Source organism: Cellulomonas sp. GTC20042, assembly GCF_055389595.1.
Window position 1 is genome coordinate 1,105,631 of sequence record NZ_AP043678.1, and the last position, 21,857, is coordinate 1,127,487.

20 protein-coding genes are annotated in these 21,857 nt (G+C 74.0%); 10 read left to right on the forward strand and 10 right to left on the reverse strand.

Features of this window, described 5'->3' with window-relative positions:
- Positions 1–216: 216 nt before the first annotated feature.
- Positions 217–723 (reverse strand): DUF2505 domain-containing protein, encoded by a 507-nt coding sequence (locus ACZ5HG_RS05190; protein ID WP_464180826.1) that lies wholly within the window; start codon positions 721–723, stop codon positions 217–219.
- 260 nt (positions 724–983) lie between these two features.
- On the opposite strand from ACZ5HG_RS05190, the gene ACZ5HG_RS05195 reads away from it, so the two are divergent.
- Complete coding sequence (locus ACZ5HG_RS05195) at positions 984–2,468, forward strand: sensor histidine kinase (RefSeq protein ID WP_464180828.1); 1,485 nt, start codon at positions 984–986, stop codon at positions 2,466–2,468.
- A gap of 241 nt (positions 2,469–2,709) precedes the next feature.
- Here ACZ5HG_RS05195 and ACZ5HG_RS05200 read toward each other — a convergent pair whose 3' ends face one another.
- Entirely contained in the window at positions 2,710–2,958 is a 249-nt protein-coding gene (locus ACZ5HG_RS05200) for a WhiB family transcriptional regulator (protein ID WP_464180830.1), read from the reverse strand.
- A gap of 380 nt (positions 2,959–3,338) precedes the next feature.
- Between ACZ5HG_RS05200 and ACZ5HG_RS05205 the strand changes: the two genes are divergently transcribed.
- Entirely contained in the window at positions 3,339–3,767 is a 429-nt protein-coding gene (locus ACZ5HG_RS05205) for a hypothetical protein (protein ID WP_464180832.1), read from the forward strand.
- A 119-nt stretch (positions 3,768–3,886) separates the two neighbouring features.
- On the opposite strand, the gene ACZ5HG_RS05210 is transcribed toward ACZ5HG_RS05205, so the two are convergent.
- The 4 genes from ACZ5HG_RS05210 to ACZ5HG_RS05225 all read right to left on the reverse strand — a co-directional run bounded on the left by ACZ5HG_RS05210 (position 3,887) and on the right by ACZ5HG_RS05225 (position 9,493).
- On the reverse strand, positions 3,887–6,511 hold the full coding sequence (locus ACZ5HG_RS05210; protein WP_464180834.1) for an FtsX-like permease family protein: 2,625 nt from the start codon (positions 6,509–6,511) through the stop codon (positions 3,887–3,889).
- A gap of 23 nt (positions 6,512–6,534) precedes the next feature.
- A complete protein-coding gene (locus ACZ5HG_RS05215) occupies positions 6,535–7,353 on the reverse strand; it encodes an ABC transporter ATP-binding protein (RefSeq protein WP_464180836.1) in 819 nt (272 codons plus the stop codon).
- A gap of 158 nt (positions 7,354–7,511) precedes the next feature.
- Positions 7,512–8,225, reverse strand: coding sequence for a response regulator (locus tag ACZ5HG_RS05220; RefSeq protein ID WP_464180838.1), 714 nt, complete (start codon positions 8,223–8,225; stop codon positions 7,512–7,514).
- Positions 8,226–8,230: 5 nt separating this feature from the next.
- On the reverse strand, positions 8,231–9,493 hold the full coding sequence (locus ACZ5HG_RS05225; protein WP_464180840.1) for a sensor histidine kinase: 1,263 nt from the start codon (positions 9,491–9,493) through the stop codon (positions 8,231–8,233).
- 164 nt (positions 9,494–9,657) lie between these two features.
- Between ACZ5HG_RS05225 and ACZ5HG_RS05230 the strand changes: the two genes are divergently transcribed.
- Positions 9,658–10,350, forward strand: a complete 693-nt coding sequence (locus ACZ5HG_RS05230) for a response regulator transcription factor (RefSeq protein WP_464180841.1) — start codon at positions 9,658–9,660, stop codon at positions 10,348–10,350.
- Positions 10,351–10,353: 3 nt separating this feature from the next.
- Positions 10,354–11,679 carry an ATP-binding protein gene (locus ACZ5HG_RS05235; protein WP_464180842.1) on the forward strand — a complete coding sequence of 442 codons (1,326 nt, stop codon included), beginning with the start codon at positions 10,354–10,356 and terminating at the stop codon, positions 11,677–11,679.
- On the opposite strand, the gene ACZ5HG_RS05240 is transcribed toward ACZ5HG_RS05235, so the two are convergent.
- Positions 11,639–12,271: a GtrA family protein gene (locus tag ACZ5HG_RS05240; RefSeq protein ID WP_464180844.1), complete on the reverse strand. Its 633-nt coding sequence runs from the start codon at positions 12,269–12,271 to the stop codon at positions 11,639–11,641. The genes ACZ5HG_RS05235 and ACZ5HG_RS05240 overlap by 41 nt on opposite strands.
- Before the next feature lie 71 nt (positions 12,272–12,342).
- On the opposite strand from ACZ5HG_RS05240, the gene ACZ5HG_RS05245 reads away from it, so the two are divergent.
- The 3 genes from ACZ5HG_RS05245 to ACZ5HG_RS05255 all read left to right on the forward strand — a co-directional run bounded on the left by ACZ5HG_RS05245 (position 12,343) and on the right by ACZ5HG_RS05255 (position 15,371).
- A complete protein-coding gene (locus ACZ5HG_RS05245) occupies positions 12,343–13,515 on the forward strand; it encodes a 5-(carboxyamino)imidazole ribonucleotide synthase (RefSeq protein WP_464180846.1) in 1,173 nt (390 codons plus the stop codon).
- Positions 13,512–14,057: a 5-(carboxyamino)imidazole ribonucleotide mutase gene (gene purE / locus ACZ5HG_RS05250; protein WP_464180848.1), complete on the forward strand. Its 546-nt coding sequence runs from the start codon at positions 13,512–13,514 to the stop codon at positions 14,055–14,057. The genes ACZ5HG_RS05245 and purE overlap by 4 nt, the downstream gene beginning before the upstream one ends.
- A 96-nt stretch (positions 14,058–14,153) precedes the next feature.
- On the forward strand, positions 14,154–15,371 hold the full coding sequence (locus ACZ5HG_RS05255; protein WP_464180850.1) for an acyltransferase family protein: 1,218 nt from the start codon (positions 14,154–14,156) through the stop codon (positions 15,369–15,371).
- A gap of 12 nt (positions 15,372–15,383) precedes the next feature.
- Here ACZ5HG_RS05255 and ACZ5HG_RS05260 read toward each other — a convergent pair whose 3' ends face one another.
- The 3 genes from ACZ5HG_RS05260 to rfbB form a co-directional block, all read right to left on the reverse strand.
- Positions 15,384–16,334, reverse strand: a complete 951-nt coding sequence (locus ACZ5HG_RS05260) for an LCP family protein (RefSeq protein ID WP_464180852.1) — start codon at positions 16,332–16,334, stop codon at positions 15,384–15,386.
- Positions 16,335–16,903: 569 nt separating this feature from the next.
- A complete protein-coding gene (locus tag ACZ5HG_RS05265; protein ID WP_464180854.1) occupies positions 16,904–18,205 on the reverse strand; it encodes an LCP family protein in 1,302 nt (433 codons plus the stop codon).
- A gap of 166 nt (positions 18,206–18,371) precedes the next feature.
- On the reverse strand, positions 18,372–19,367 hold the full coding sequence (gene rfbB, locus ACZ5HG_RS05270) for a dTDP-glucose 4,6-dehydratase (protein WP_464180856.1): 996 nt from the start codon (positions 19,365–19,367) through the stop codon (positions 18,372–18,374).
- A 197-nt stretch (positions 19,368–19,564) separates the two neighbouring features.
- On the opposite strand from rfbB, the gene ACZ5HG_RS05275 reads away from it, so the two are divergent.
- From ACZ5HG_RS05275 to ACZ5HG_RS05285, 3 genes are read left to right on the forward strand one after another with little or no spacing between them, the layout of a single operon-like run.
- Positions 19,565–20,407: an ABC transporter permease gene (locus tag ACZ5HG_RS05275; protein WP_464180857.1), complete on the forward strand. Its 843-nt coding sequence runs from the start codon at positions 19,565–19,567 to the stop codon at positions 20,405–20,407.
- Positions 20,404–21,672 carry an ABC transporter ATP-binding protein gene (locus ACZ5HG_RS05280; protein WP_464180858.1) on the forward strand — a complete coding sequence of 423 codons (1,269 nt, stop codon included), beginning with the start codon at positions 20,404–20,406 and terminating at the stop codon, positions 21,670–21,672. Before ACZ5HG_RS05275 ends, ACZ5HG_RS05280 begins: the two co-directional genes overlap by 4 nt.
- The gene (locus ACZ5HG_RS05285) at positions 21,669–21,851 is read left to right on the forward strand and encodes a hypothetical protein (RefSeq protein ID WP_464180859.1); all 183 of its coding nucleotides are present in this window, start codon (positions 21,669–21,671) and stop codon (positions 21,849–21,851) included. The genes ACZ5HG_RS05280 and ACZ5HG_RS05285 overlap by 4 nt, the downstream gene beginning before the upstream one ends.
- The last annotated feature ends 6 nt before the right edge of the window (positions 21,852–21,857 follow it).

Sequence of the window (21,857 nt, forward strand, 5' to 3'; positions counted from 1 at the left end):
ACGTCGCCGTTCTGGTGTGACGCCTTGGCGTCGTCGGGGGCGGTGAGAGCGTTCCCAAGATCCTGCGGGAGCGTTCCCACGCCAACGCTCCGCAGCCTGTCCGAGGGGTGGAACCGTGTCAAGCGACCCACATGCGCAAACGGGTGTGGAAGCGATCCCATGACCGCATCGTCGCAGGTCAGCGCTCCAGCGCGGCAGGGGCGTGTTACCCAATCGTTACGCGTCGGGGGAGGTGGCCACCCATTCGCGCGCCACGCCCTGCTCGGCCTCCAGCGCGCCGCGCACCGCCGTGGCCGCCGCCTCCTCCACCGCGGACGCGAACAGCGGCACCGAGGCCTTGAGCTCGCCGTCGTACACGATCGTCGAGACCGCGTCGTCGCCGGTCAGCGCGACGGTGCCCGTGAGGCGCACCGGGGCGCCCGCGATCTCCACCGCCACCGTGCCGCGCCGCGAGCCGTCGGCGGCCGGGCCCTCCCACGCCTCGACCTGACGCACCTCCAGCCGCGCGCCGACGAAGGCCCGCACGTTGGCCGGGATCAGGTCGGTCGGCAGCGAGCGCCGCGTCGTCACCGTGAACGCCTCGCCGTCCCCCGGGGTCACGTCCAGCGCGACCTCCTCGGCGCCGCTCGCCCGGACCTTCGCCCGCACGTACACGGGGTCGGCCAGCATCGCGGCGGTGCTGCGGGGATCGGTGTCCACGGTGAGGGTGACCTGCAGGTGCACGGCGTCGGGTCCTTCCAGGGTGCGCTGTCGCGCGGGCGCGGGTGTTCCGGCGAGCGTAACCGCCCGGGGCGGTGGCGGTCTCGTGCGCGCGCCGGGTGCGCAGCGGTCGGTGGGCGCACGGCCGGCACGGACGGTCGGCAGGGGCGTGCGCGGGGCCCCGGGCGTCCAGGGCGGACGGTGAGGTGGACGTCACGTCCGCTCCTGGCGGACGGGCGTGGTCACGGCGCCGGCCGCGTCGGCAGACCACCTACCCTGGACGGGTGTCCACCCTGAGCGACCTCGCACAGCGCCACGCGCACCTCGACGCGGCCGACCTGGAGTGGTTGCACCTGCTCGTCGGCGACTGGCAGGTGATCTCCGACCTCGCCTTCGCCGACCTGGTGCTCTGGCTGCCCACCGACGACGGCGACTTCGTGGCCATCGCCCAGTGCCGGCCCAGCACCGGCGCCACCGTGCACTACGACGACGTCGTGGGCTCCCGCGCCCCGGACGGCCAGCGTCCGCAGCTGGTCAGCTCGCTCACCGAGGTGCGCGCCCAGCGGTCCCGCGAGCCGCGCTGGTTCGGCTCCTACGCCGTGCGCGAGGAGGCCGTGCCGGTGGTCCGCGAGGGCCGGGCCATCGCCGTGATCGCCCGGCAGACCAACCTCGGCGGCGCCCGCACCCCCAGCCGGCTCGAGCTCAACTACGTCGAGGCCGCCGACGACATCATGGGCATGATCGTGCGGGGCGAGTTCCCGCTGCCCAACGCCGCCACCGGCCCGCGCCGCGGCGCCCCGCGCGTCGGCGACGGGCTGGTCCGCCTCAACTCCGAGGGCGAGGTGCTGTACGCCAGCCCGAACGCCCTGTCCTGCTTCCACCGGCTCGGCGCCATGGACGACCTGGTCGGACGATCGCTGGTCGAGGTCGTCGCCGACCTGATCGAGCAGAACTCCCCGGTGGACGAGTCCATGCCGCTGGTGCTCATGGGGCGCGCGCCCTGGCGCACCGACATCGAGGCCCGCGGCGTCGCGCTGTCCCTGCGCGCGGTCCCGCTCACCGAGGGCCCCGACCGGATCGGCGCCGTGCTGCTCTGCCGCGACGTCTCCGAGCTGCGGCGGCGGGAGCGCGAGCTCATCACCAAGGACGCGACGATCCGCGAGATCCACCACCGGGTGAAGAACAACCTGCAGACCGTCGCCGCGCTGCTGCGTCTGCAGGCCCGTCGGATGGACTCCCCGGAGGCGCGGGCCGCGCTGGAGGAGGCGATGCGGCGCGTCGCGACCATCGCCCTGGTGCACGAGACCCTGTCGCAGACCCTGGACGAGACCGTGCAGTTCGACGAGCTGGTCGGGCGCAGCCTGCGCCTGGCCGCCGACGTCGCCTCCGCGGGCGCCTCCGTCCGCACCCACGTGCGCGGCACCTTCGGCCCCGTCTCCGCCGAGGACGCCACCGCCCTCGCCCTCGTGCTCACCGAGCTGGTGACCAACGCCGTGGAGCACGGGCTCGCCGGTCGCGAGTCCGGCACCGTCGAGGTCACCGCCGAGCGGATCGAGGACGAGCTGCGCGTGGTCGTCGGCGACGACGGCGCGGGCATCCCGGAGGGCGCCGGCGCGGGCACCGGGCTCGGCACGCAGATCGTCAACACCCTCGTCACCAACGAGCTGCGCGGGTCGATCACCTGGTCCGCGCGCGAGGGCGGCGGCACGGAGGTCGTCCTCACCGCCGGCCTGCGCACCCCCGGCCGCGAGGCCAACACCGTCGCCTGACCCCTGCGCGCCGCGCCCCGCAGGACCCCGGCATGCGCCGAGTTGTCAGTTCTTGTCGCTTCCCGGGGGCCCGAAGCGACAAGAGATGACAACTCGGCGGGCGTGAGCGCGGGGCTCGGCGGGACGCGGGAGCGCGCGGGCCGGCTCGGCGGGGTGCCTCTGCGCGGGCCGCAGACGCGACGACGCCCGCGGCCCCGGAGGGGGGACGCGGGCGTCGTGGGTGCTGCGAGGTGCGGGCCGGTCAGCCGGCGCGGCGCTGGCGGGCGGTGCGGCGCTTGAGGGCGCGGCGCTCGTCCTCGGAGAGGCCGCCCCAGACGCCGGCGTCCTGGCCGGACTCGAGGGCCCACTTGAGGCAGGTGTCCACGACGTCGCAGCGACGGCAGACGGCCTTGGCCTCCTCGATCTGCAGGAGCGCGGGGCCGGTGTTGCCGATCGGGAAGAACAGCTCCGGGTCCTCGGTCAGACACGCGGCGTTGTGGCGCCAATCCATCAGAACTCCTCTGCACAGGGGCGTACCACTCCCAGGGGGGAGGAGTGGAGGGGCGCAGAAGCACACGTCGACGCACGAGATCTCGTGGGGGCGTGAGCGTCGGCGCTCGTGAACAGCAACTAGAAATAGGTTCACACGGCGACGCACAGCGCACAAGGGGTTACGGGCAGGTTTCTTGCGCGTAACCAGTGAGGCGTTGGTCACATCTGTGTGAACCCTGGACGCCTTGGCTGCACCGTACCCCGTGCCGGGGGTCGGGTGCCAACCGTCTCGACCTGTGGGACCTACGTCCCTGGTCGGTGCCGCGTGATCACGCGGGGAGCGGGCTGCCGCACGCCCGTTTCACCCGTCGCGCCGGTGCGTCGTCGTAGGGTCGGCGGGTGAGCGACGCCCCCGCACCCGTCCCTGCGCCCGCGTCCGGCCTGCGCCCGCCCGGCCTGGTGCTCGGCGTGGTCGCTCTGGTGCTCGCGCAGGCGCTGGTGCTCGTGGTCGCCGGGGTCGGCATGCTGGTCGCCCTGGTGCGGGGGAGCGACATGCCGGGGCCGGTGGTGTTCCTGGTGGTGATGGCCCTCGGGGTCGCCGCGCTGCTCGCCGGTGCGGGGCGGGCCCTGCTGCGCGGGCACCGGTGGGCGCGCTCGCCGGTGATGACCTGGCAGATCCTGCTCGTGGTGCTGTCGTTCGGCTGGATCGGCTCCGAGGCCGGGCCGTGGGCGGTCGGGGTGCTCGTCGTCGCGGTGGTGGTCGGCGTCGGTCTGCTGCTGCCCCCGGTCGTCGCGTGGACCACCCGCACCTCCGCCGCCACCGACTGAACCCCGAGCGCCCCCGCACCCGCGCGCCGCACCGCACGCACGGACGCCCGCGTCCGACCGGCCCTCCACCGGTCGGACGCGGGCGTCCGTCGTCACCCCTCACGAGGGCGGACGGCCCCTCACGCCACGGCGAGCGCCGCGACCGGGGGAGTGCGGGCCGCGCTGCGACCGGGGAGCACCGAGGCGAGCACCCCGGCGACCACGGCGACCAGCAGCACCAGGCCGAGGTCGGCCCACGGCACCCGCAGCTCGACGGTGCCGAGCTGGCCGAGCACCGCGGCCGAGCCCGCCCAGCCGTAGACCGTGCCGAGCAGCACGCCGACCACGGCCCCGGTGCCGGCGATCAGCACGCCCTCGACGGCCATCGACGCCCGGAGCCGGCGGCGGGTGAGCCCGAGCGCCCGCAGCGTGGCGGACTCCCGCCGGCGCTCGATCACCGACAGCGACAGCGTGTTGGTGACGCCGACCAGCGCGATCACGACCGCGACGGCGAGCAGGCCGATCACGACGGCCAGCACCGTGTCGATCGCCCGCTGGTACATCGCACGCTCCACCGCGGCGCCCATGATGCTCAGGCCCTGGTCGGCGGTGGCGTCCTGGATCTCCTGCACCACCGCGCCGGAGTCGTTGACGTCCGCGACCCGCACCCACGCGGTGCCGGTGGCGCCCGCCGTACCGAGCCCGGCCAGGGTCGCGTCGGTGACGATCGGGGTCCACCCGGACAGCCGGGCCACGGCGGCGGTCAGCGTGACGGTCGGGGAGTCGTCCACCCCGGCCAGCGTCACCGGGATCCGGTCGCCGTCCGTGATGCCGAGCGACGTCGCCATGGTCTCGCCGATCACGATGCTGTCGTCCCCGATCTCCGCGGAGATCTCCTGGTCGCGCAGCAGCCCGGCGATGTCGGAGGGCAGCACGGCGTCCACCGGCGACTCCGTGTCGGCGTCGCCGCCGAGCAGCACCTGGGCGGTGGCGACCGGTGCCACGGCGACCACGCCGTCGATGTCGGCCAGCCGGTCGACGGTGCCGGCGGGCAGCGGGCGGGTGCTCGCGGTGCCGTCGGCGGCGAAGTCCGTGCCGGTGCTGACCTCGAGGTCGACCGGGAAGCGGGTGTCGAGCTCGCCGTCCAGGGTCGCCCGGGCGGTGACCGCGCCGGTGCTCATCATGGCGACGAGGGTGACGCCGATCAGCAGAGCGGTGCTGGTAGCGGCGGTGCGCGCCGGGTTGCGGCCGGTGTTGGCGGCGGCGAGCCGGGCCGGCATGCCGAGCCGGCCGACCAGCGCGCCGATGCCGGCGACGATCTTCGGCATCCACAGCACCGCGGTGACCAGCAGGCCGACGAAGGACGCCGCCCCGCCGAGGATCGCGACGCCGACGCCGAGCAGCGCCTCCTTCTCGATGGCGAGCCACACGCCGCCGGCGAGCATGGCGAGCCCGCCGAGGCCGAGCAGCAGGCCGATCACCAGCCGGGCGCGGCCGGCGCGGTGCAGCCCTTCCGGGGCGTCGGCGGGCCGCAGCGCCGCGATCGGGGACACCCGGGTGGCCGCGCGGGCCGGGGACAGCGCCGCGAGCACGGTGACCAGGGTGCCGACCAGCAGCGGCGCGAGCACGGCGGCCAGCGTGAGGTGCACCGCCGACGGCACCGGGAACGGCAGGTCCGCGCTCTGCATCACCCACAGGGCGATCTGCACCAGGCCGGTGCCGAGCAGCAGCCCGGCGACGGAGGCGGTGGAGCCGAGCAGCGTCGCCTCCAGCAGCACGGAGCGGCGCACCTGGCTGCGCACGGCGCCGACGCAGCGCAGCAGCGCCAGCGTGCGGGTGCGCTGCGCGACGAGCACCTGGAAGGTGTTGGCGATCACCAGCCCGGCGACCAGCAGCGCCACCGCCGCGAAGGACAGCACCACCACGGTGATCGGGCCGGTCTCGTCCCCGGAGAGCGAGCGTTCGGCGGCCTCGTCCCGGGTGAGGGCGAGCGCCCGCTCGTCGCCCGGGACCGACAGGGTGTCGACGATCTCCTGCCGGACGGCGGCGGCGTCCGCACCGTCGGCCAGCGCGATCATGACCTGGTGGGAGCCGAGGGCCTCCAGCGTGGGGGCCTCGCCGTCCATCGACTGCCCGGACCAGGCGACCACGTCGGTGAGCTGTGCCTGGGCGGCCCCGTCGAACTGCGACCAGGCCGAGCGCGGGTCGGTGGTGAGGCCGACGACGGTGACCTGCTGCTCGGTGCGGCCCCAGCCGAGATCGCCGTCCAGCGCGTCGGCGGCAGCCCCCGCGGCGTCGGCGGCGGAGCCGGTGCCCGCGGCGCCGGGGGCGTAGTAGGAGACGGTGACGGTGTCGCCCACGCCGACCTCGAGCCGCTCGGCGGCCCGCTCGGGCAGGGTGATCTGGTCGGTCCCGGAGGGCATCTCGCCCTCGGTGACGTGCTGGGTGTCGAAGACGCTCGACGTCGGTGCCGGCACGACGGCCTGGCTGATGCTGCGCTCGCCGGCGCCGATCTCGACCGCGCTGAGCTGGACGTAGGGGTCGGCGGCGGCGACGCCGGGCAGCGCCCGCAGGTCGTCGAGGTCCTGCTCGGTCACCGTGCGCGCGCCCCCGGCGATCAGGTCGGCGGTGCCGTAGGAGGCGGTGAGCGAGTCCGCGGAGATCCGCCGCATCACGTCACCGGCGAGCAGGGTCGCGGCGACGAAGGCGGTGCCGATCGCGATGGCGACGGCCGCGGCGGTCAGTCGGCCGATGCTGCGGCGCATCTGCGCCAGGGTCAGCCGCCACATCAGGCACCGACCGGGGAGTCGGTGCTCTCGAGCTGGCGCAGCGCGTCCAGCCCGGTCAGCACGGCCTCGGGCGTCGGGTCCACGATGTCCCCGGCGATCCGCCCGTCGGCCAGCAGGACCACGCGGTCGGCGTAGGCGGCCGCCGTCGGGTCGTGGGTGACCATGATGATCGTGCGGCCGAGCTCGCGCACGGAGCGGCGCAGGAAGCTCAGCACCTCGGCGCCGGAGCGCGAGTCCAGGTTGCCGGTGGGCTCGTCGGCGAAGACGACCTCCGGCTTGGCGATCAGCGCGCGGGCGATGGCGACGCGCTGCTGCTGCCCGCCGGACAGCTCGGAGGGCCGGTGGGTCAGCCGGGCGCCGAGGCCGAGGGTGCCGACCAGGGTGTCGAACCAGCCGCGGTCCACCGGGGCGCCGGCCAGCTCGAGCGGGAGCAGGATGTTCTGCTCGGCGGTGAACATCGGCAGCAGGTTGAACGACTGGAACACGAAGCCCACCCGGTCGCGGCGCAGCCGGGTCAGCGCGTCGTCGCCGAGGGTGGTGACGTCGGTCTGCCCGAGGAACGCGGAGCCGGAGGTCGCGGCGTCCAGGCCGGCCAGCACGTGCATCAGCGTCGACTTGCCGGAGCCGGACGGGCCCATGATCGCGGTGAACGCCCCGCTGGCGAAGTCCACGTCGACGCCGGCCAGCGCGTGCACGGTCGCCTCGCCGCGTCCGTAGACCTTGGTCAGGCCGCGCGCCCGGACGGCGGGTGCGTCGGTGACGGCGTAGCTGCGGGGGTCGGCCGGCGGGCCGGCGGGGGAGAGGGCGGTGCTGTCCACGGGATGCTCCACGGGTGGGGTGCGATGACGTGATCGACGCTACGGACCCGCACCCTGCGTCGTCGTCCACCCGTGGGCCGGACCCGGCATCATCCCGGGGGACGACACCGGGACGCGACCGGGGTCGCACGCTCCACCCGCGGTGGGGCGGGCCCGGTTCAGGAGCCGGGGACCACCAGGCCGGTCTCGTACGCGACGACGACGGCCTGCACCCGGTCGCGGGCGCCGAGCTTGGCGAGGATCCGTCCGACGTGCGTCTTCACGGTGGCCTCGGCGACGAACAGGTCCTCGCCGATCTCGGTGTTGGAGCGTCCGCGCGCCATCAGCACCAGCACCTCGCGCTCCCGCTCGGTGAGCTGGGCGAGGGCGTCGTGCGCGGCGCTCGCCTGCGGCTGCTCGGGCGGCAGCGCGGTCACCAGGTGCTCCAGCAGGCGCCGGGTGCTGGACGGGGCGATCACCGCGTCGCCGTGGTGCACGGTGCGGATCGCGGCGAGCATGTCCTCCGGCGGGGCGTCCTTGAGCAGGAACCCGCTGGCGCCGGCGCGGATCGCGGACAGCACGTACTCGTCCAGGTCGAAGGTGGTCAGCACGATGATCCGCGGGGCCGGGTGCTCCGGCGTGCCGGCGGCGACGATCTGCTCGGTGGCGGCCAGGCCGTCCAGGTGCGGCATCCGCACGTCCATCAGCACGACGTCCACCGGTCCGAGCACCTGCGCCTGCGGGGTGCCGGGCGTGAGCGCGCGCACCGCCTGCTGGCCGTCGCCGGCCTCCAGCACCACGGACAGGTCGGGCTGGGAGTCGATCACCAGGCGGAACCCGGCCCGCACGAGCTGCTGGTCGTCCACCACGCCGACCCGGATCGTCTCGCTCATGCCGGTCAGCCTAGGGGCGCGGCGGCCGGTGCCGGACCGGGGGCCGGTGGCAGCGGGATCTCGGCGCGCACCCGGAACCCACCGCCCGGGCGCGGGCCGGTGCTCACGGTGCCGCCGAACATGGCGGCGCGCTCGCGCATGCCGAGCAGCCCGTGACCGGCGCCGTCGGAGTCGGCGGCGGCTCCGCGCCCGTCGTCGGTGACCTCGATCAGCAGCGCCACCGGCAGCCACTGCACCAGCACCGTCACGGTGGGGCCGGGGCCGGCGTGCTTCATCACGTTGGTGAGCGCCTCCTGGGTGATCCGGTACGCGGCCAGGCCGGTGCCCGGCGGCAGCGCGCGGGCGGTGCCCATCCGGACCAGCGAGACGTTCACCCCGCTGGCGCGCACCTGCTCGACCAGCTGCTCCAGGTCCTGCTCGGCGGGCTGCGGGGTGAACGGCGCGACCGCACCGCCCGCGGGAGCGCCGGGGTCGGCGGGGGCGCCCTCGGGGGCACGCAGCACGCCGAGCAGCCGGCGCATGTCGGCCAGCGCCGCCCGCCCGGTCTCGGAGATCGTGCCCAGCGCCCGCACTGCGGCGTCCGGGTCCGCGGCGGCGGCGTAGCGACCGCCGTCGGCCTGCGCGATCACCACGGACAGCGAGTGCGCCACGATGTCGTGCATCTCGCGGGCGATCCGGGTGCGCTCGGCGGCGGTGGCGATCCGTGCCTGCTGGTCACGCTCGACCTCCAGCCGCTCGGCGCGGTCGCGCAGCGCCACCAGCGTCTCCCGCCGGGCGCGACGCATCAGCCCGAACGCCCAGGTGGCGATGGCGCACATGCCGCAGAAGATCGCGATCGAGACCACGCTGAAGACCTGCTGCTCGATCGAGTACAGCGGCCGGGAGGCGATCAGCAGGTTCAGCGACAGCAGCAGGCTGCCGACCACCGCGCCGACGATCGCGGTCAGGTGCGCCCAGCGCGGGCCGTAGACGGTGACCGAGTACAGCGCGATCAGCACGGCGAGGTCGGTCGGCAGGAAGGTCGGGGCGCCGAGGAACAGGTGCAGCAGGCCGGCGGAGTACACCAGCACCACCGAGGTCACCGGGTTGCGGCGCCGCCATGCCAGCGGCGCCCAGGTGACGAACGCCCAGGACGCGGTCAGCAGGTCCCCGGCGCCCAGCGGCCCGCTGAGGATCACCAGGAAGAACCCGGTCGCCGAGGTCACGGCGACGTCGATGCCGAACCTGTGGCGCTCGTTCCACTGCGTCACGCGGTCCCACCAGCTCATCGCGCCAGCGTAGGCGGCGGCCGACGGGACGGTCGTGCCCCCACGGGCTGATCCCGGGGCGGCACGGGTCCACCCCCGGTCCGAGCGCGCCGACCGGCGGACGTGACGACGACGATGCCCGTTTCTGCCGTGGACAAGACCGTTCCATGACCTAGCATGGCGGAATGACCCAGGTGCTGCTGGCCGAGGACGATCCCGCGATTGCCGAGCCTTTGGCGCGGGCGCTGGGCCGTGAGGGCTACGACGTGCGCGTGCAAGGGACCGGTCAAGGTGCCATCGACCGCGCCGCCGAGGCGGACCTGGTGGTCCTCGACCTCGGCCTGCCGGACATGGACGGCCTCGACGTCGCGCGCGCGATCCGCAACCAGGGCCTGACCACGCCGGTGCTCGTGCTGACCGCGCGCGCCGACGAGGTGGACCTGGTGGTCGGCCTGGACGCCGGCGCCGACGACTACGTCACCAAGCCGTTCCGGCTGGCCGAGCTGCTGGCCCGGGTGCGGGCGCTGCTGCGACGCACCGGTGCGGACGGCCCCGAGGAGGAGGAGCTGCGCAGCCAGGACGTCCGGGTCGACGTCGCCGCGCACCGTGCCTTCCAGGGCGAGCGCGAGCTGCACCTCACCGCCAAGGAGTTCGACCTGCTGCGCGTGCTGGTCGGCGCGGCCGGCACGGTGGTCGCCCGCGAGACGCTGATGCGCGAGGTCTGGGGCTCCGACCCCACCGGCTCCACCAAGACGCTCGACATGCACGTGTCCTGGCTGCGCCGCAAGCTCGGCGACGACGCCAGCGCGCCGCGCTACATCAGCACCGTGCGGGGGATGGGCTTCCGGTTCGAGTCCGGCGAGGGCACCCGGGGCTGACCCGTGCGTCGTCGGGTCCTGCAAGCCACGATCGCGGCCGTCACGGTCGCGGTGCTGCTGCTCGGCTTCCCGCTGGCGTTCCTCGGCGCGCAGTACGTGCGCGACAACGAGATCAGCTCGCTGGAGACCCGGGCCTCCGACCTGGCGCGGCAGATCGACGGCCGCGTGCAGGAGGGCACCCCGCTGTCCGACGGCATGCTCGAGCCCTACGTGGACCGGCGCGGCGGGATCGTGGTCTCCGTCTTCGTGGTGGCCGCCGACGGCGCCCGCTACCAGGCCGGCCCGGAGGTCCCCGCGCGCACGATCACCATCACCGAGACCTCGGTGACCGGCGCGCACATCACCATGTACGCGTCCTGGTGGGACGTGTTCCTGATGAGCACGCAGGTGATGGGCCTGGTGGTCGCCGCCGCGGTGGTCGCCTTCGCCGCCGGCATCGCGATGGCGATCTGGCAGGCGAACCGGCTCACCGCCCCGCTGGTCTACCTGGCGGCCTCGGCGGAGCAGCTCGGGTCCGGCCAGGTGCGCCCCCAGCTCGAGCCCTCCGGCGTCGAGGAGATCGACCTGGTGGCCGCCGAGCTCGCCCGCAGCGCCGACCGGATGGCCGGACGGCTGGCCGCCGAGCGGCAGTTCGCCTCGGACGCCTCGCACCAGCTGCGCACGCCGCTGACCGCGCTGACGATGCGGCTGGAGGAGATCATGCTGGCCTCCCGCGACGAGTCGGTGCGCGAGGAGGCGAGGATCTCGCTGGAGCAGGTGGAACGGCTGGTCACCGTGGTCGACGACCTGCTCACCCGCTCGCGCCGGGCCCAGGGTGGCACCACGGAGGCGGTGCGGCTGCTCGAGGTGGTGCACCAGCAGGAGGAGGAGTGGCGGCCGACCTTCGAGTCCGAGGGGCGCCGGCTGGTGATCGACGTCGACCCGACGGCGCAGGTGCTGGCCACCCCGGGGGCGCTCGCGCAGGTGCTCGCCACCCTGATCGAGAACTCGCTGCGGCACGGCGGCGGCACGACCACGGTGCGGTCGCGCCAGGGCGCCTCGCGCGCGGTGGTGGTCGAGGTCGCCGACGAGGGGGACGGCGTGCCGGACGACCTGGCGCCGCGGATCTTCGAGCGCGAGGTCACCTCGGGCGCCGGCACCGGGCTCGGCCTGTCGCTGGCCCGCGACCTGGCGTCGGCGGACGGGGCGCGCCTGGAGCTCGCCCAGCGGCGGCCCGCGGTGTTCGCGCTGTTCCTGACCGGGGTGCCCGCGGCGATGGCGCCGGACGTGGTGCTGCCCCGGGGGTCGGTCATCTCCCCGCGGGTCGAGCGGAGCCGTCGGCGTCGCTGACGTCGTCCTCGGTCGTCGTGTGCGGGTGGGGCAGGATCGCGATCACCGGGTGGTCCGGGATGCCGTGCACCTCGTGCGCGATCTCCACCAGCGAGGTCGGCAGCGTCGCCGTGCCGGTGAAGACGAACAGCTTGTAGCCGACGTAGCGCACCACGGTGCCGAGCCCGATGCCGACGACGTTCGCCACGTTGTCCCACCACGGGCCGCTCAGCCCGAGCACCGAGTGCCAGAACGCCAGCACGCCGACGGTCACGCCCATGCCGAGCACGTTGATCACCGCGAACAGCGCGGCCTCGCGCCCCTGCCGACCGCTGCGCTGGTCCGCGAAGGTCCAGTAGCGGCTGCCCAGCCAGGACACCAGCGTGGCGAGCACCACCGCGATCACCCGGGCGGTCAGCGGGTGGCCGCCGAGCACGTCGCCGGGGCCGAAGCGCAGCAGGTTGTAGGTGCCCATGTCCACCACGAAGGCCACCGCGCCGACCGAGGAGAACCGTGCGAGCTCCACCAGCCGGGCCCGCACCAGCCCCTGCCAGCGCGCGGCCCGGTCGGCACCGGGCACGGCCGGGAGCTGCTGCGTGCCGGGGGAGGTCATCCCCCCACCGTATCGCCGTCGGCTGGGAGGCTCCGATGAACGGTCACGGGAGTCGGTTAGGCTCCACGCTCGTGGCGTCTCCTGTGGTGGCAGTGGTCGGTGGTGGGCAGCTCGCCCGCATGATGGCGCCCGCGGCGACGGCGCTCGGCGTGCACCTGCGCGTGCTGGTCGAGGACGCGGCGTCCTCCGCGGCGCAGGTGGTCGTGGACGCGCCGGTCGGTGCCGCGTCCGACCCCGAGGCGATCGAGGCGCTGGTGGTCGGCGCGCAGGCGCTGACCTTCGAGCACGAGCACGTGCCGAACGGCCTGCTGACCGAGCTGGTGGACCGCGGCGTCGCGGTGCGGCCCGGCCCGGACGCCCTGGTGCACGCGCAGGACAAGATCGTCATGCGGACCCGGCTGACCGCCCTCGGCGTGCCGTGCCCGCGCTGGGCGCCGGTGGGCGACGCCGCGGCGCTCGCCGCCTTCCTCGCCGCCGGTGGCGGCACGGCGGTGGTCAAGACCGCGCGCGGCGGCTACGACGGCAAGGGCGTGCGCGTGGTCCGCGACGCCGACCAGGCCGCCGACTGGCTGGACGCGGCCGCCGCCGGCACGGGGGCGCCGCTGCTCGCCGAGGAGCGGGTGCCGTTCACCCGGGAGCTCGCCGTGCTGGTGGCCCGCCGCCCCTCCGGCGAGGTGCGCACCTGGCCGGTGGTCGAGTCCGTGCAGCGCGACGGGGTGTGCGCCGAGGTGGTCGCCCCGGCGCCCGGCCTGGACCCGCGCACCGCCGCCGAGGCCGAGCGGATCGGCCGGCTGGTCGCCGAGGGTCTGGACGTCACCGGTGTGCTGGCCGTCGAGCTGTTCGAGGTGCCCGGCGCTGCCGCGGGCGACGCGCCGCGGGTGCTGGTGAACGAGCTGGCGATGCGCCCGCACAACTCCGGCCACTGGACGATCGACGGCGCCGTCACCAGCCAGTTCGAGCAGCACCTGCGGGCGGTGCTCGACCTGCCGCTCGGCGGCACCGGTGCCCGCGCCCCGTGGACCGTGATGGCGAACGTGCTCGGCAGCACCCGCGCCGAGCTGACCGACGGCCTGGCCGAGGTCGCCGCGCTGGACCCGGAGGCCAAGGTGCACCTGTACGGCAAGGGCGTCCGCCCCGGCCGCAAGCTCGGTCACGTCACCGTCAGCGGGGACGACCTGGACGACGTGCGCGCCCGCGCGGTGGCCGCCGCCGCCGTGCTGCGCGGTGAGGAGGAGGACGCATGAGCACGCAGCCGCTGGTCGGCATCGTCATGGGCTCGGACTCGGACTGGCCGGTGATGGAGGCCGCCGCCGAGGCGCTGGCCGAGCTGGACGTGCCGGTCGAGGTGGACGTCGTCTCCGCGCACCGCCAGCCGGACAAGATGGTCGACTACGGTCGCACCGCCGCCGACCGGGGCCTGCGGGTGATCGTCGCCGGTGCCGGCGGGGCCGCGCACCTGCCCGGCATGCTCGCCGCGGTCACCCCGCTGCCGGTGGTCGGCGTGCCGGTGCCGCTGGCCCGCCTGGACGGTCTGGACTCGCTGCTGTCGATCGTGCAGATGCCCGCCGGGGTGCCGGTGGCCACGGTGTCGATCGGCGGGGCGCGCAACGCCGGGCTGCTGGCCGCGCGGATCCTCGCCGCCGGCACCGACGAGACCGCCCTGCGGCTGCGTGCCGCCATGGTGGCGTTCCAGGACGGGCTGCGCGCCCAGGCGGACGCCAAGGGGGAGCGGCTGCGCGCCCAGCACGGCGACGGGCGCCGGACGACCACCGGCTTCGGGATCTGACGCTCCCCGATCGGCACGGCGCGGTCGCAATGCGCTGACCTGCGGTGACGTCCGCTCGCCGGGCGAGGTGCGCCGGGCGCGCCTACCGTCGAACGGATGACGACCCGCGCCCCCGCGACGGCCGCCGAGGCTCCCGCCCGCCCGGCCGACGCCCACGAACCGCCCGTCGCCGCACTCCCGGCACCCGCGGCCGCGCCCTCGCAGCGGCTGGCGGCGCTGGACGGGCTGCGGTTCCTCGCGGCGCTCGGCGTGCTCGCCTACCACTTCACCGCGCGCCAGACCGACGCGTGGGGGCGCGACCTCGCCGAGGTGGCCCCGGCGGTGGCGCCGTGGGCGGTCTACACCTCGCTCGGGCCGGAGCTGTTCTTCGTGATCAGCGGTTTCGTGATTCTGATGACCGCCTGGGGCCGCACGGTGCCGGACGTGATCGGCTCCCGGGTCGGACGCCTGTTCCCGGCGTACTGGGTGGCGGTGCTGGCCACCGGCGCGCTGCTGCTCTTCATCTGGCCCGGCAAGCACATCACCGGCGACCAGGTGCTGGTGAACCTCACCCTGCTGCAGAGCATGGTCGACGTCGGCCACGTGGACGGCGTCTACTGGACGCTCTGGGTGGAGGTGCGGTTCTACCTGCTGATCGTGCTGCTCGCCGCCTGGGGCGTCACCCGGAGCCGGGTGCTGTGGGCAGCCGCGCTGTGGCCCGCCGCCGCGATGCTGGTGCGCGCGGTCGGCCCCTCCGAGCTGGTGACGCTGCTGGTGGCGCCGTACGCCCCGCTGTTCGCCGCCGGGATGGCGCTGTACGTGATCCACCGGACCGGGCACGCGCTGGTGCCCTGGCTGCTGGTCGTCGGCAACGCCGCCGTCGCGATGGCCGCGCTGGTGCCCGCGCGGATGGGGTCGCTCGGCCGGAACTCGGTGGTCGCCCCCGACCCGCTGCTGCTGGCGCTCGCGCTGTCCGGCTGCGTCGGCCTCGTCGCGCTGGTGGCGCTGACCCCGCTGTCCCGGTGGCGCTGGGCCGGGCTGACCGCCGCCGGCGCGCTGACCTACCCGCTGTACCTGACGCACGAGTACTGGGGGCTGTGGATCGTGCACCTGATCGGCGGGCGCGCACCGGTGGCCGTCACCCTGGCGGCCGCGGTCGGGGTGTCGCTGCTGCTGGCCTGGCTGGTGCACCGCTGCGTGGAGCGACCGCTCGGGCCCCGGCTGCGCCGCGCCACCACCGCGGGGTGCGCGGGCGTGCGGGAGCGGGTGGCGGCGGCGTGGTTCGGCTGGCGCGCGCGGCTGGCGCTGGCGGCGGCGCTGCACGGGCGGCGCTGAGGTGGCGCGGGGTCAGCCCTGCGGGACGCCGCCGACGACGCTGCCCGGCGCGAACGTGCCGTCCTGGATCGCGGTGAAGAACGGGCCGACCTGATCGGGGTCCAGCTGCACCGTCGAGCCCACGCCACCGGGCCGGTAGTCCAGGCTGAGGATCGGTGGGGTACCGGTGACGCCCTCCGGGCCGGTCGCCGCGCGGAACGCGAGCGCCAGGCGGCCCAGGTCGACGACGTCGGTCTCGTCGCTGGTGGTCAGGGCACCCGTGCCGGTGCGGATCAGGTCGACCTGCGTCGTGGGCCTGAGCAGCAGCGACGGGTCCTCCGCCTTGGCGGCCACCGCCGAGATCAGCTGCCGCTGCCGCAGCCCGCGGCCGATGTCGCCCGAGGGATCGGAGTAACGCATCCGGGAGAAGGCCAGCGCCTGCACGCCGTCGACCGTCTTGCAGCCCGGGGCGTCCCAGACAAGGCCGGACTTCTCGTCGTTCACCGGGAACGTGATGCCGGTGGAGCCGTCCAGGCACAGCTCGACCCCGCCGAGCGCGTCCACGATCTGCTCGACGCCGCCGAAGCCGACCTCGACGTAGTGGTCGACTGTCATGCCGGTGAGCTGCTCGACGGTCTGCACCAGCAGCGGCGCGCCGCCCCAGGAGTAGGCCGCGTTGAGCTTGCTCGGCTCGTAGCCGGGGATCTGCACATAGGTGTCGCGGGGCAGCGAGATCAGCGCGCTCGGCCCATGCTCCGGGACGTGCAGCAGCAGGATGGTGTCGGTGCGCGCGCCGACGGTCTCGGAGTCCTCGATCACCCCGTCCTCGCGCGAGTCCGAGCCCGCGAGCAGGTACGTGGTGCCGGGTGTGCTCGCGGCGCCGGACAGGGCCGCGGTGTGCTGGATCTTGCCGTTGGCCCAGAGCACCAGCCCGACGGGCCAGGCGATCACGAGCAGCAGCACGAGCACGGCGATGACGGCCACGACGCGCAGGCGGCGACGGCGTCGGGGCGGCGTCGCCGAGGTCCCCACCCCGTCCGGGGGGGTGCCGGGGCCGCCCGGTCGACGGCCCGCCGGTGCGGCGGCGCGTGCGGCGGGGTGCCCTGGACCCGCGGGGGCGGAGCGCCGCGGCGGGCGGGTCGTCCCGGCGTCCTGAGGTGTGCTGCGCGACGCGGCTGGCGGGTCCTGCCGGGCGGCGTCGGCACGGGCGCTGCCGTCCGCGGGGACGGCGGAGGAGCCGGGCCGCGCCGAGGAGCGCGCACCGCTGTCGGCGGCGGGGCGGCGGGCGGCGGGACCGGTGCCCCGCGGGGCGAAGCTCGCCGGGGTCTGGTCCGCGGGTCCGGGTTGCGGGGTCGGTCGTCCGGCGTCCCGCCCGGGCACGGCAGGACGGCTCGGGCGCGACGTGCGTCCGGGGCCTTCGGCCCGCGCCGGACCGACCGGCACGGCGCCGTCCGAGGAGGGGCGCGTGCCACGCCCGCCGGGCGCGAAGCTCGGCGGGGTCGTCGCGTCGCGCGACGGCTCCTGACGGGGTCGATCCTCCCGGGGTGCCACGATCAGCCGCAGGAGGCCGTGATGTCGTTGGCGCTGAACGCCTCCTTGCCGGCCTCGCGCGTCTGCGCGGCGGTCGGGGTGGAGGGTGCGGTGGTCGTCGGCGCCCCGGTGGCGGTCCCGGCATCCGAGTCACCGGTGCCCGCGTCGCCCGTGCCCGTGTCGCCCGTGCCGGCGTCGGCGGTGGCGCTCTCGTCCTCGCTGGTGCCGGTGAGCATCGGCTGGTCGGCCGCGACGTTGGCCCAGATCGTGTCGGCCTCGGAGGTCCACACCACCCGGTTCTTGTCGCTCGGCGCCGCGCCGAAGGGGATCGTCATGAAGGTGATGTTCTCGCGCGGAGTGCTCCGCAGGCTGTAGGCGAGGCCGGCCATGTCGGTGAGCGAGCTGAACCCGGAGTCGATCGACAGCGACTCGGTCGCCGAGTCGAGGAAGCTGATCAGCTGCGTGATGTTCGTCAGCACGTTCTTGGTCAGCAGCTCGTTGATCACCGCGGACAGCAGCTGCTGCTGGCGGCCCAGCCGGTTGGTGTCCGAGCCGTCGCCGACGCCGGTGCCCTTGCGTGCCCGGGCGAACGCCAGCGCGGTCGTGCCGTCCAGCACCTGCTGGCCCGCGGTGAGGTTCAGCCCGGCGAGCGGGGCGTTCATGTCGTTCGGGACGCAGATCGAGACGCCGCCGATCGCGTCGATCATCTTGGCGAAGCCGGCGAAGTCCACCACGACGAAGTGGTCGATCCGCACGCCGGTGTTCTGCTGCACCGTGTTGATCGCGCACGCCGCGGCCGAGGCGATGTCGCCGCCCTGGTCCGCACCGATCGAGAACGCCGAGTTGAACATCGCCGACTTCTGCGCCTTGGACGTCGAGCCGTCCGTCATCGTGCAGGAGGGGATGTCCACCAGCGAGTCGCGCGGGATCGAGATCATCTCGACGCGGCTGCGGTCCGCGGAGATGTGGGCGACGATCGTCGTGTCCGAGCGCATGCCGCCGACGTAGCCGCCGATCGCCTCGTTCTCGCCGTCGCGCTCGTCCGACCCCATCAGCAGGATGTTGACGTCGCGGCCCGCGTTCGGGTCGTCGGGGTCGGCAGGGCCCGTGGCGGTCGGCTCGGGCAGCGCGCTGACCAGGTCGCTGACGTCGACCGAGTCGATGTTGCCCTGGTACTTGACGTACAGGGCGGCGGCGCCGGAGACGCCGAAGCACAGGACGCTGACCACCGTGAGGGCCACGCCGCGCAGGACGCCGTGCCTCCGGTGGTGCCTGCCGTGGCGGACGGCGCGGGGGCGGCTCGGGGCAGCGTGGCGGGAGGTCACCGGTGCAGCATAGGAGAACGCCCCGTGGAGCCCGCGGAACCGGGGCGTGCAGCGGGTGGAGGATTCGTGCAGATCATCCGCTCGTGGGCGCGCCGGACGCAGCGCACCCGGCCACAGTCCGGCCTCGTGGCGAGGCGGACCGTGACCGGGTGCGAGACCGGCCGGGTCAGCGACCGAGCTGGGTGTACTTCGCCTCGGTGGCGTCCTTCTGGCCGCGCCACCACGCCTCGTTCGTGACGTACCAGTCGACCGTGGCGGCCAGGCCGTCGCGGAAGGTGGTGTAGCGCGGCGTCCAGCCGAGCTCCTCGCGCAGCTTGGTGGAGTCGATCGCGTAGCGCAGGTCGTGGCCCGGGCGGTCGCTCACCAGGTCGTAGGCGTCGGACGGCTGGCCCATCAGCTCGAGGATCAGCTCGACGACGGTCTTGTTGTTCTCCTCGCCGTCGGCACCGATCAGGTAGGTCTCGCCGAGGCGGCCCTTGGTGATGATGTCCCAGACCGCGGAGTTGTGGTCCTCGACGTGGATCCAGTCGCGGACGTTCTCGCCGGTGCCGTAGAGCTTCGGGCGCACGCCGTCGATCACGTTGGTGATCTGGCGCGGGATGAACTTCTCGACGTGCTGGTAGGGCCCGTAGTTGTTCGAGCAGTTCGAGATGGTCGCCTTGACGCCGAAGGAGCGCGCCCAGGCGCGGACCAGGAGGTCGGAGGAGGCCTTGGTCGAGGAGTACGGGCTCGACGGGTTGTACGGGGTGTCCGGCGTGAACTTCGCCGGGTCGTCCAGCTCGAGGTCGCCGTAGACCTCGTCGGTGGAGATGTGGTGGTAGCGCACGTCGTGGCGGCGCACCGCCTCGAGCAGCGTGTACGTGCCGATCACGTTGGTGTGCACGAAGGGCCACGGGTCGTGCAGCGAGTTGTCGTTGTGCGACTCGGCGGCGAAGTGGACGACGACGTCCGACTCCTTGACCAGGTCGTCCACGATGTCGTTGTCGGTGATCGAGCCCTTGGCGAAGGTGATCCGGTCCCACACGGGGGCCAGGCTCTTCTCGTCGCCCGCGTAGGTCAGCGAGTCGAGGACCGTGACCTGCACCTCGGGGTGCTCGCGCACGACCTGGTGGACGAAGTTGGAACCGATGAAACCGGCTCCGCCGGTGACGAGCATGCGCACGAGGAGACCTCCGTCGAGTGTGAGAGCGCCTGAGTCTAGAGGACCAGGGACCGCTGCTAAGGTCTGATGTCCGGTTGGCCCGAAGCGGGTCGCCCCCGTGAGATCCGACGCGATGGCCTGCGCGGGGACACGGTGTTGCAGGGCCCCCCGGCGTGGCCGGATCGTGGAGCCACCCATCGAGGAGCAGGAGCGTCGGTGTGACGCAGGTCGACACGGTCCGCGTGCGGGAGGTCCGCCAGACGGCGCCCCTCTGGCGACAGTGGAACCTGATCTGGAACTTCGCCCAGCGGGACTTGAAGTCGAAGTTCAAGGCGTCCGCGCTCGGCTGGGCGTGGTCCCTGGTCGTGCCGCTGGCGACGCTCGGCATCTACACGATCGTCTTCTCCATCGTGTTCCGCGGCACGGCGCCCGACATGGGCAACGGTCGTGAGGGCATCTTCGTGGTCTGGCTGTTCGCGGGCCTCACGGTGTGGACGTTCTTCTCGTCCAGCGTGAACGGGGGGATCGGCGGTCTGATCGGCACCGGCGCGCTCCTCAAGAAGATCTACTTCCCGGCCTACGCCCCGGTGCTCGGGTCGACGGTGGCCCAGGGCGTGCAGAGCCTGATCGAGCTCGGCCTGTACCTCGCGGTGCTCCTGGTGCTCGGCAGCGTCGGGTGGACCTGGCTGCTGCTCCCGCTCGTCGTCGGGCTGCTCGTCGTGTTCAGCGCCTCGGTGGCCACCGCGCTCGCGATCCTCAACGTCTACGTGCGCGACCTCGCGCACCTGGTGTCGGTCGCGCTCCAGCTGCTGTTCTACGCGACCCCGATCATCTACACGCTCGACTTCGTCCCGGTCGAGTACCACGGCGTCCCGATGCGGGCGATCATCGAGTGGAACCCGCTCAGCCTGTTCGTCGAGCTGGTGCGTTCGGTCACCTACGGCCTGGAGACGGGGCCGGCGTCGGCCTGGATCGCGCTGTCGATCTGGACGGCCGCGGCCCTGGGCCTGGCGATGCTGGTCAGCCGCCGACGCGGCGGCGACCTGGGGGAGGAGCTGTGAGCGTGCACGCCGACGGGCCCGCGATCCGGGTCGAGAACCTGTCCAAGTCCTTCAAGCTGCACACCGAGCGCCGCAACTCCATCAAGGAGCGCGTGGTCCGCGGGCGGGAGCACACCGACGGGCGCTTCCGCGCGCTCAAGGACGTCTCCTTCGAGGTCCCGCGGGGCACCACCGTCGGCCTGATCGGGCACAACGGCTCGGGCAAGTCGACCCTGCTCAAGGTGCTCGCCGGCGTCTACCGCCCCACCAGCGGTGCTGTGCTCGTGGACGGGCGCGTCTCCGCGTTGCTGGAGCTCGGCGCGGGGTTCCACGGCGAGCTCACCGGCCGGGAGAACATCTACCTCAACGGGTCGATCCTCGGCATGAGCCGCAAGCAGATCGAGGCGTCGATCGACGACATCATCGAGTTCGCCGGGATCGGGGAGTTCATCGACTCCCCGGTGAAGATCTACTCCTCCGGCATGTACGTGCGGCTCGGTTTCGCCATCGCGGTGACGCTCGAGCCGGAGATCCTCATCGTCGACGAGATCATCGCGGTCGGTGACGAGGAGTTCCAGCGCAAGTGCTTCGACCACCTGTTCCGGCTGCGCAGCCAGGGCACGACGATCGTGCTGGTCACGCACTCGATGGGGCTGGCGGCCGAGCTCTGCGACTCCGCCGTGTGGCTGGACCACGGCGACGTCCGCGCGATCGGCTCGGCTCCCGAGGTGATCGACCAGTACCTCGCCGAGGTCAACGAGCGCGAGGCCGAGGCGCGCGGGGGCGAAGAGCCCGATGACGAGGTGGCGGGTGCGACGCGGACCGGTTCCGGTGAGGTGCGGGTCACGGACCTGGAGATCCTCGACGCCGACGGGCGTCCCGCGCAGCTGATCGTCCCGGGGGACCCGCTCACGCTGCGGCTCCACTGGCGTGCGACGAGCGCGGTGCCCGAGATCCTCTTCTCGCTCGGGTTCGTGCACGAGAACGGCCTGGCGATCGCAGGGTCGAACACGCGCCTCCAGGGCGTCGCCGTCGATCTCGAGCCCGGTGCGGGGACCATCGACTACACCTTCGACGAGCTCCCGTTCCTGGCCGGCAACTGGCGGGTGTCGGTCGCAGTGCGCAGCCGGGGCCACGTCTACGACCATCGCGACAAGGCGTTCGAGCTCGCCGTTCGTGCCAAGAGCGGTGAGCCGGAGGGCGGTGCCGTGCGGCTCAAAGGTCGCTGGTCGGCGCCTGCGGTGCTGGGCGCGCCCGTCGTCGCCTCGACGAGGACGACGCCGTGACCGAGGAGCGCGACCCCGCCGGCGCCGAGCTGGAGCGACTGCGTCACGAGCTGGTGGTGGTCACCGGCCAGCGCGATGCCGCCTGGGGGCAGATCGAGGCGATGCGACGGTCCGTGTCCTGGCGTGCGACGTGGCCTCTGCGACGGTTCCGGGCCGCTCTCACCAGGTGGCGCGGGTGACGTTGC

Excerpts from the sequence above, each read along its gene's own strand:
- ACZ5HG_RS05255 (WP_464180850.1), top strand. The coding sequence starts at position 14,154 with ATGACGACCCGCGCCCCCGCGACGGCCGCCGAGGCTCCCGCCCGCCCG.
- ACZ5HG_RS05210 (WP_464180834.1), bottom strand. The coding sequence starts at position 6,511 with ATGCGCCGCAGCATCGGCCGACTGACCGCCGCGGCCGTCGCCATCGCG.
- ACZ5HG_RS05230 (WP_464180841.1), top strand. The coding sequence starts at position 9,658 with ATGACCCAGGTGCTGCTGGCCGAGGACGATCCCGCGATTGCCGAGCCT.
- ACZ5HG_RS05220 (WP_464180838.1), bottom strand. The coding sequence starts at position 8,225 with ATGAGCGAGACGATCCGGGTCGGCGTGGTGGACGACCAGCAGCTCGTG.
- ACZ5HG_RS05200 (WP_464180830.1), bottom strand. The coding sequence starts at position 2,958 with ATGGATTGGCGCCACAACGCCGCGTGTCTGACCGAGGACCCGGAGCTG.
- ACZ5HG_RS05225 (WP_464180840.1), bottom strand. The coding sequence starts at position 9,493 with ATGAGCTGGTGGGACCGCGTGACGCAGTGGAACGAGCGCCACAGGTTC.
- ACZ5HG_RS05240 (WP_464180844.1), bottom strand. The coding sequence starts at position 12,271 with ATGACCTCCCCCGGCACGCAGCAGCTCCCGGCCGTGCCCGGTGCCGAC.
- purE (WP_464180848.1), top strand. The coding sequence starts at position 13,512 with ATGAGCACGCAGCCGCTGGTCGGCATCGTCATGGGCTCGGACTCGGAC.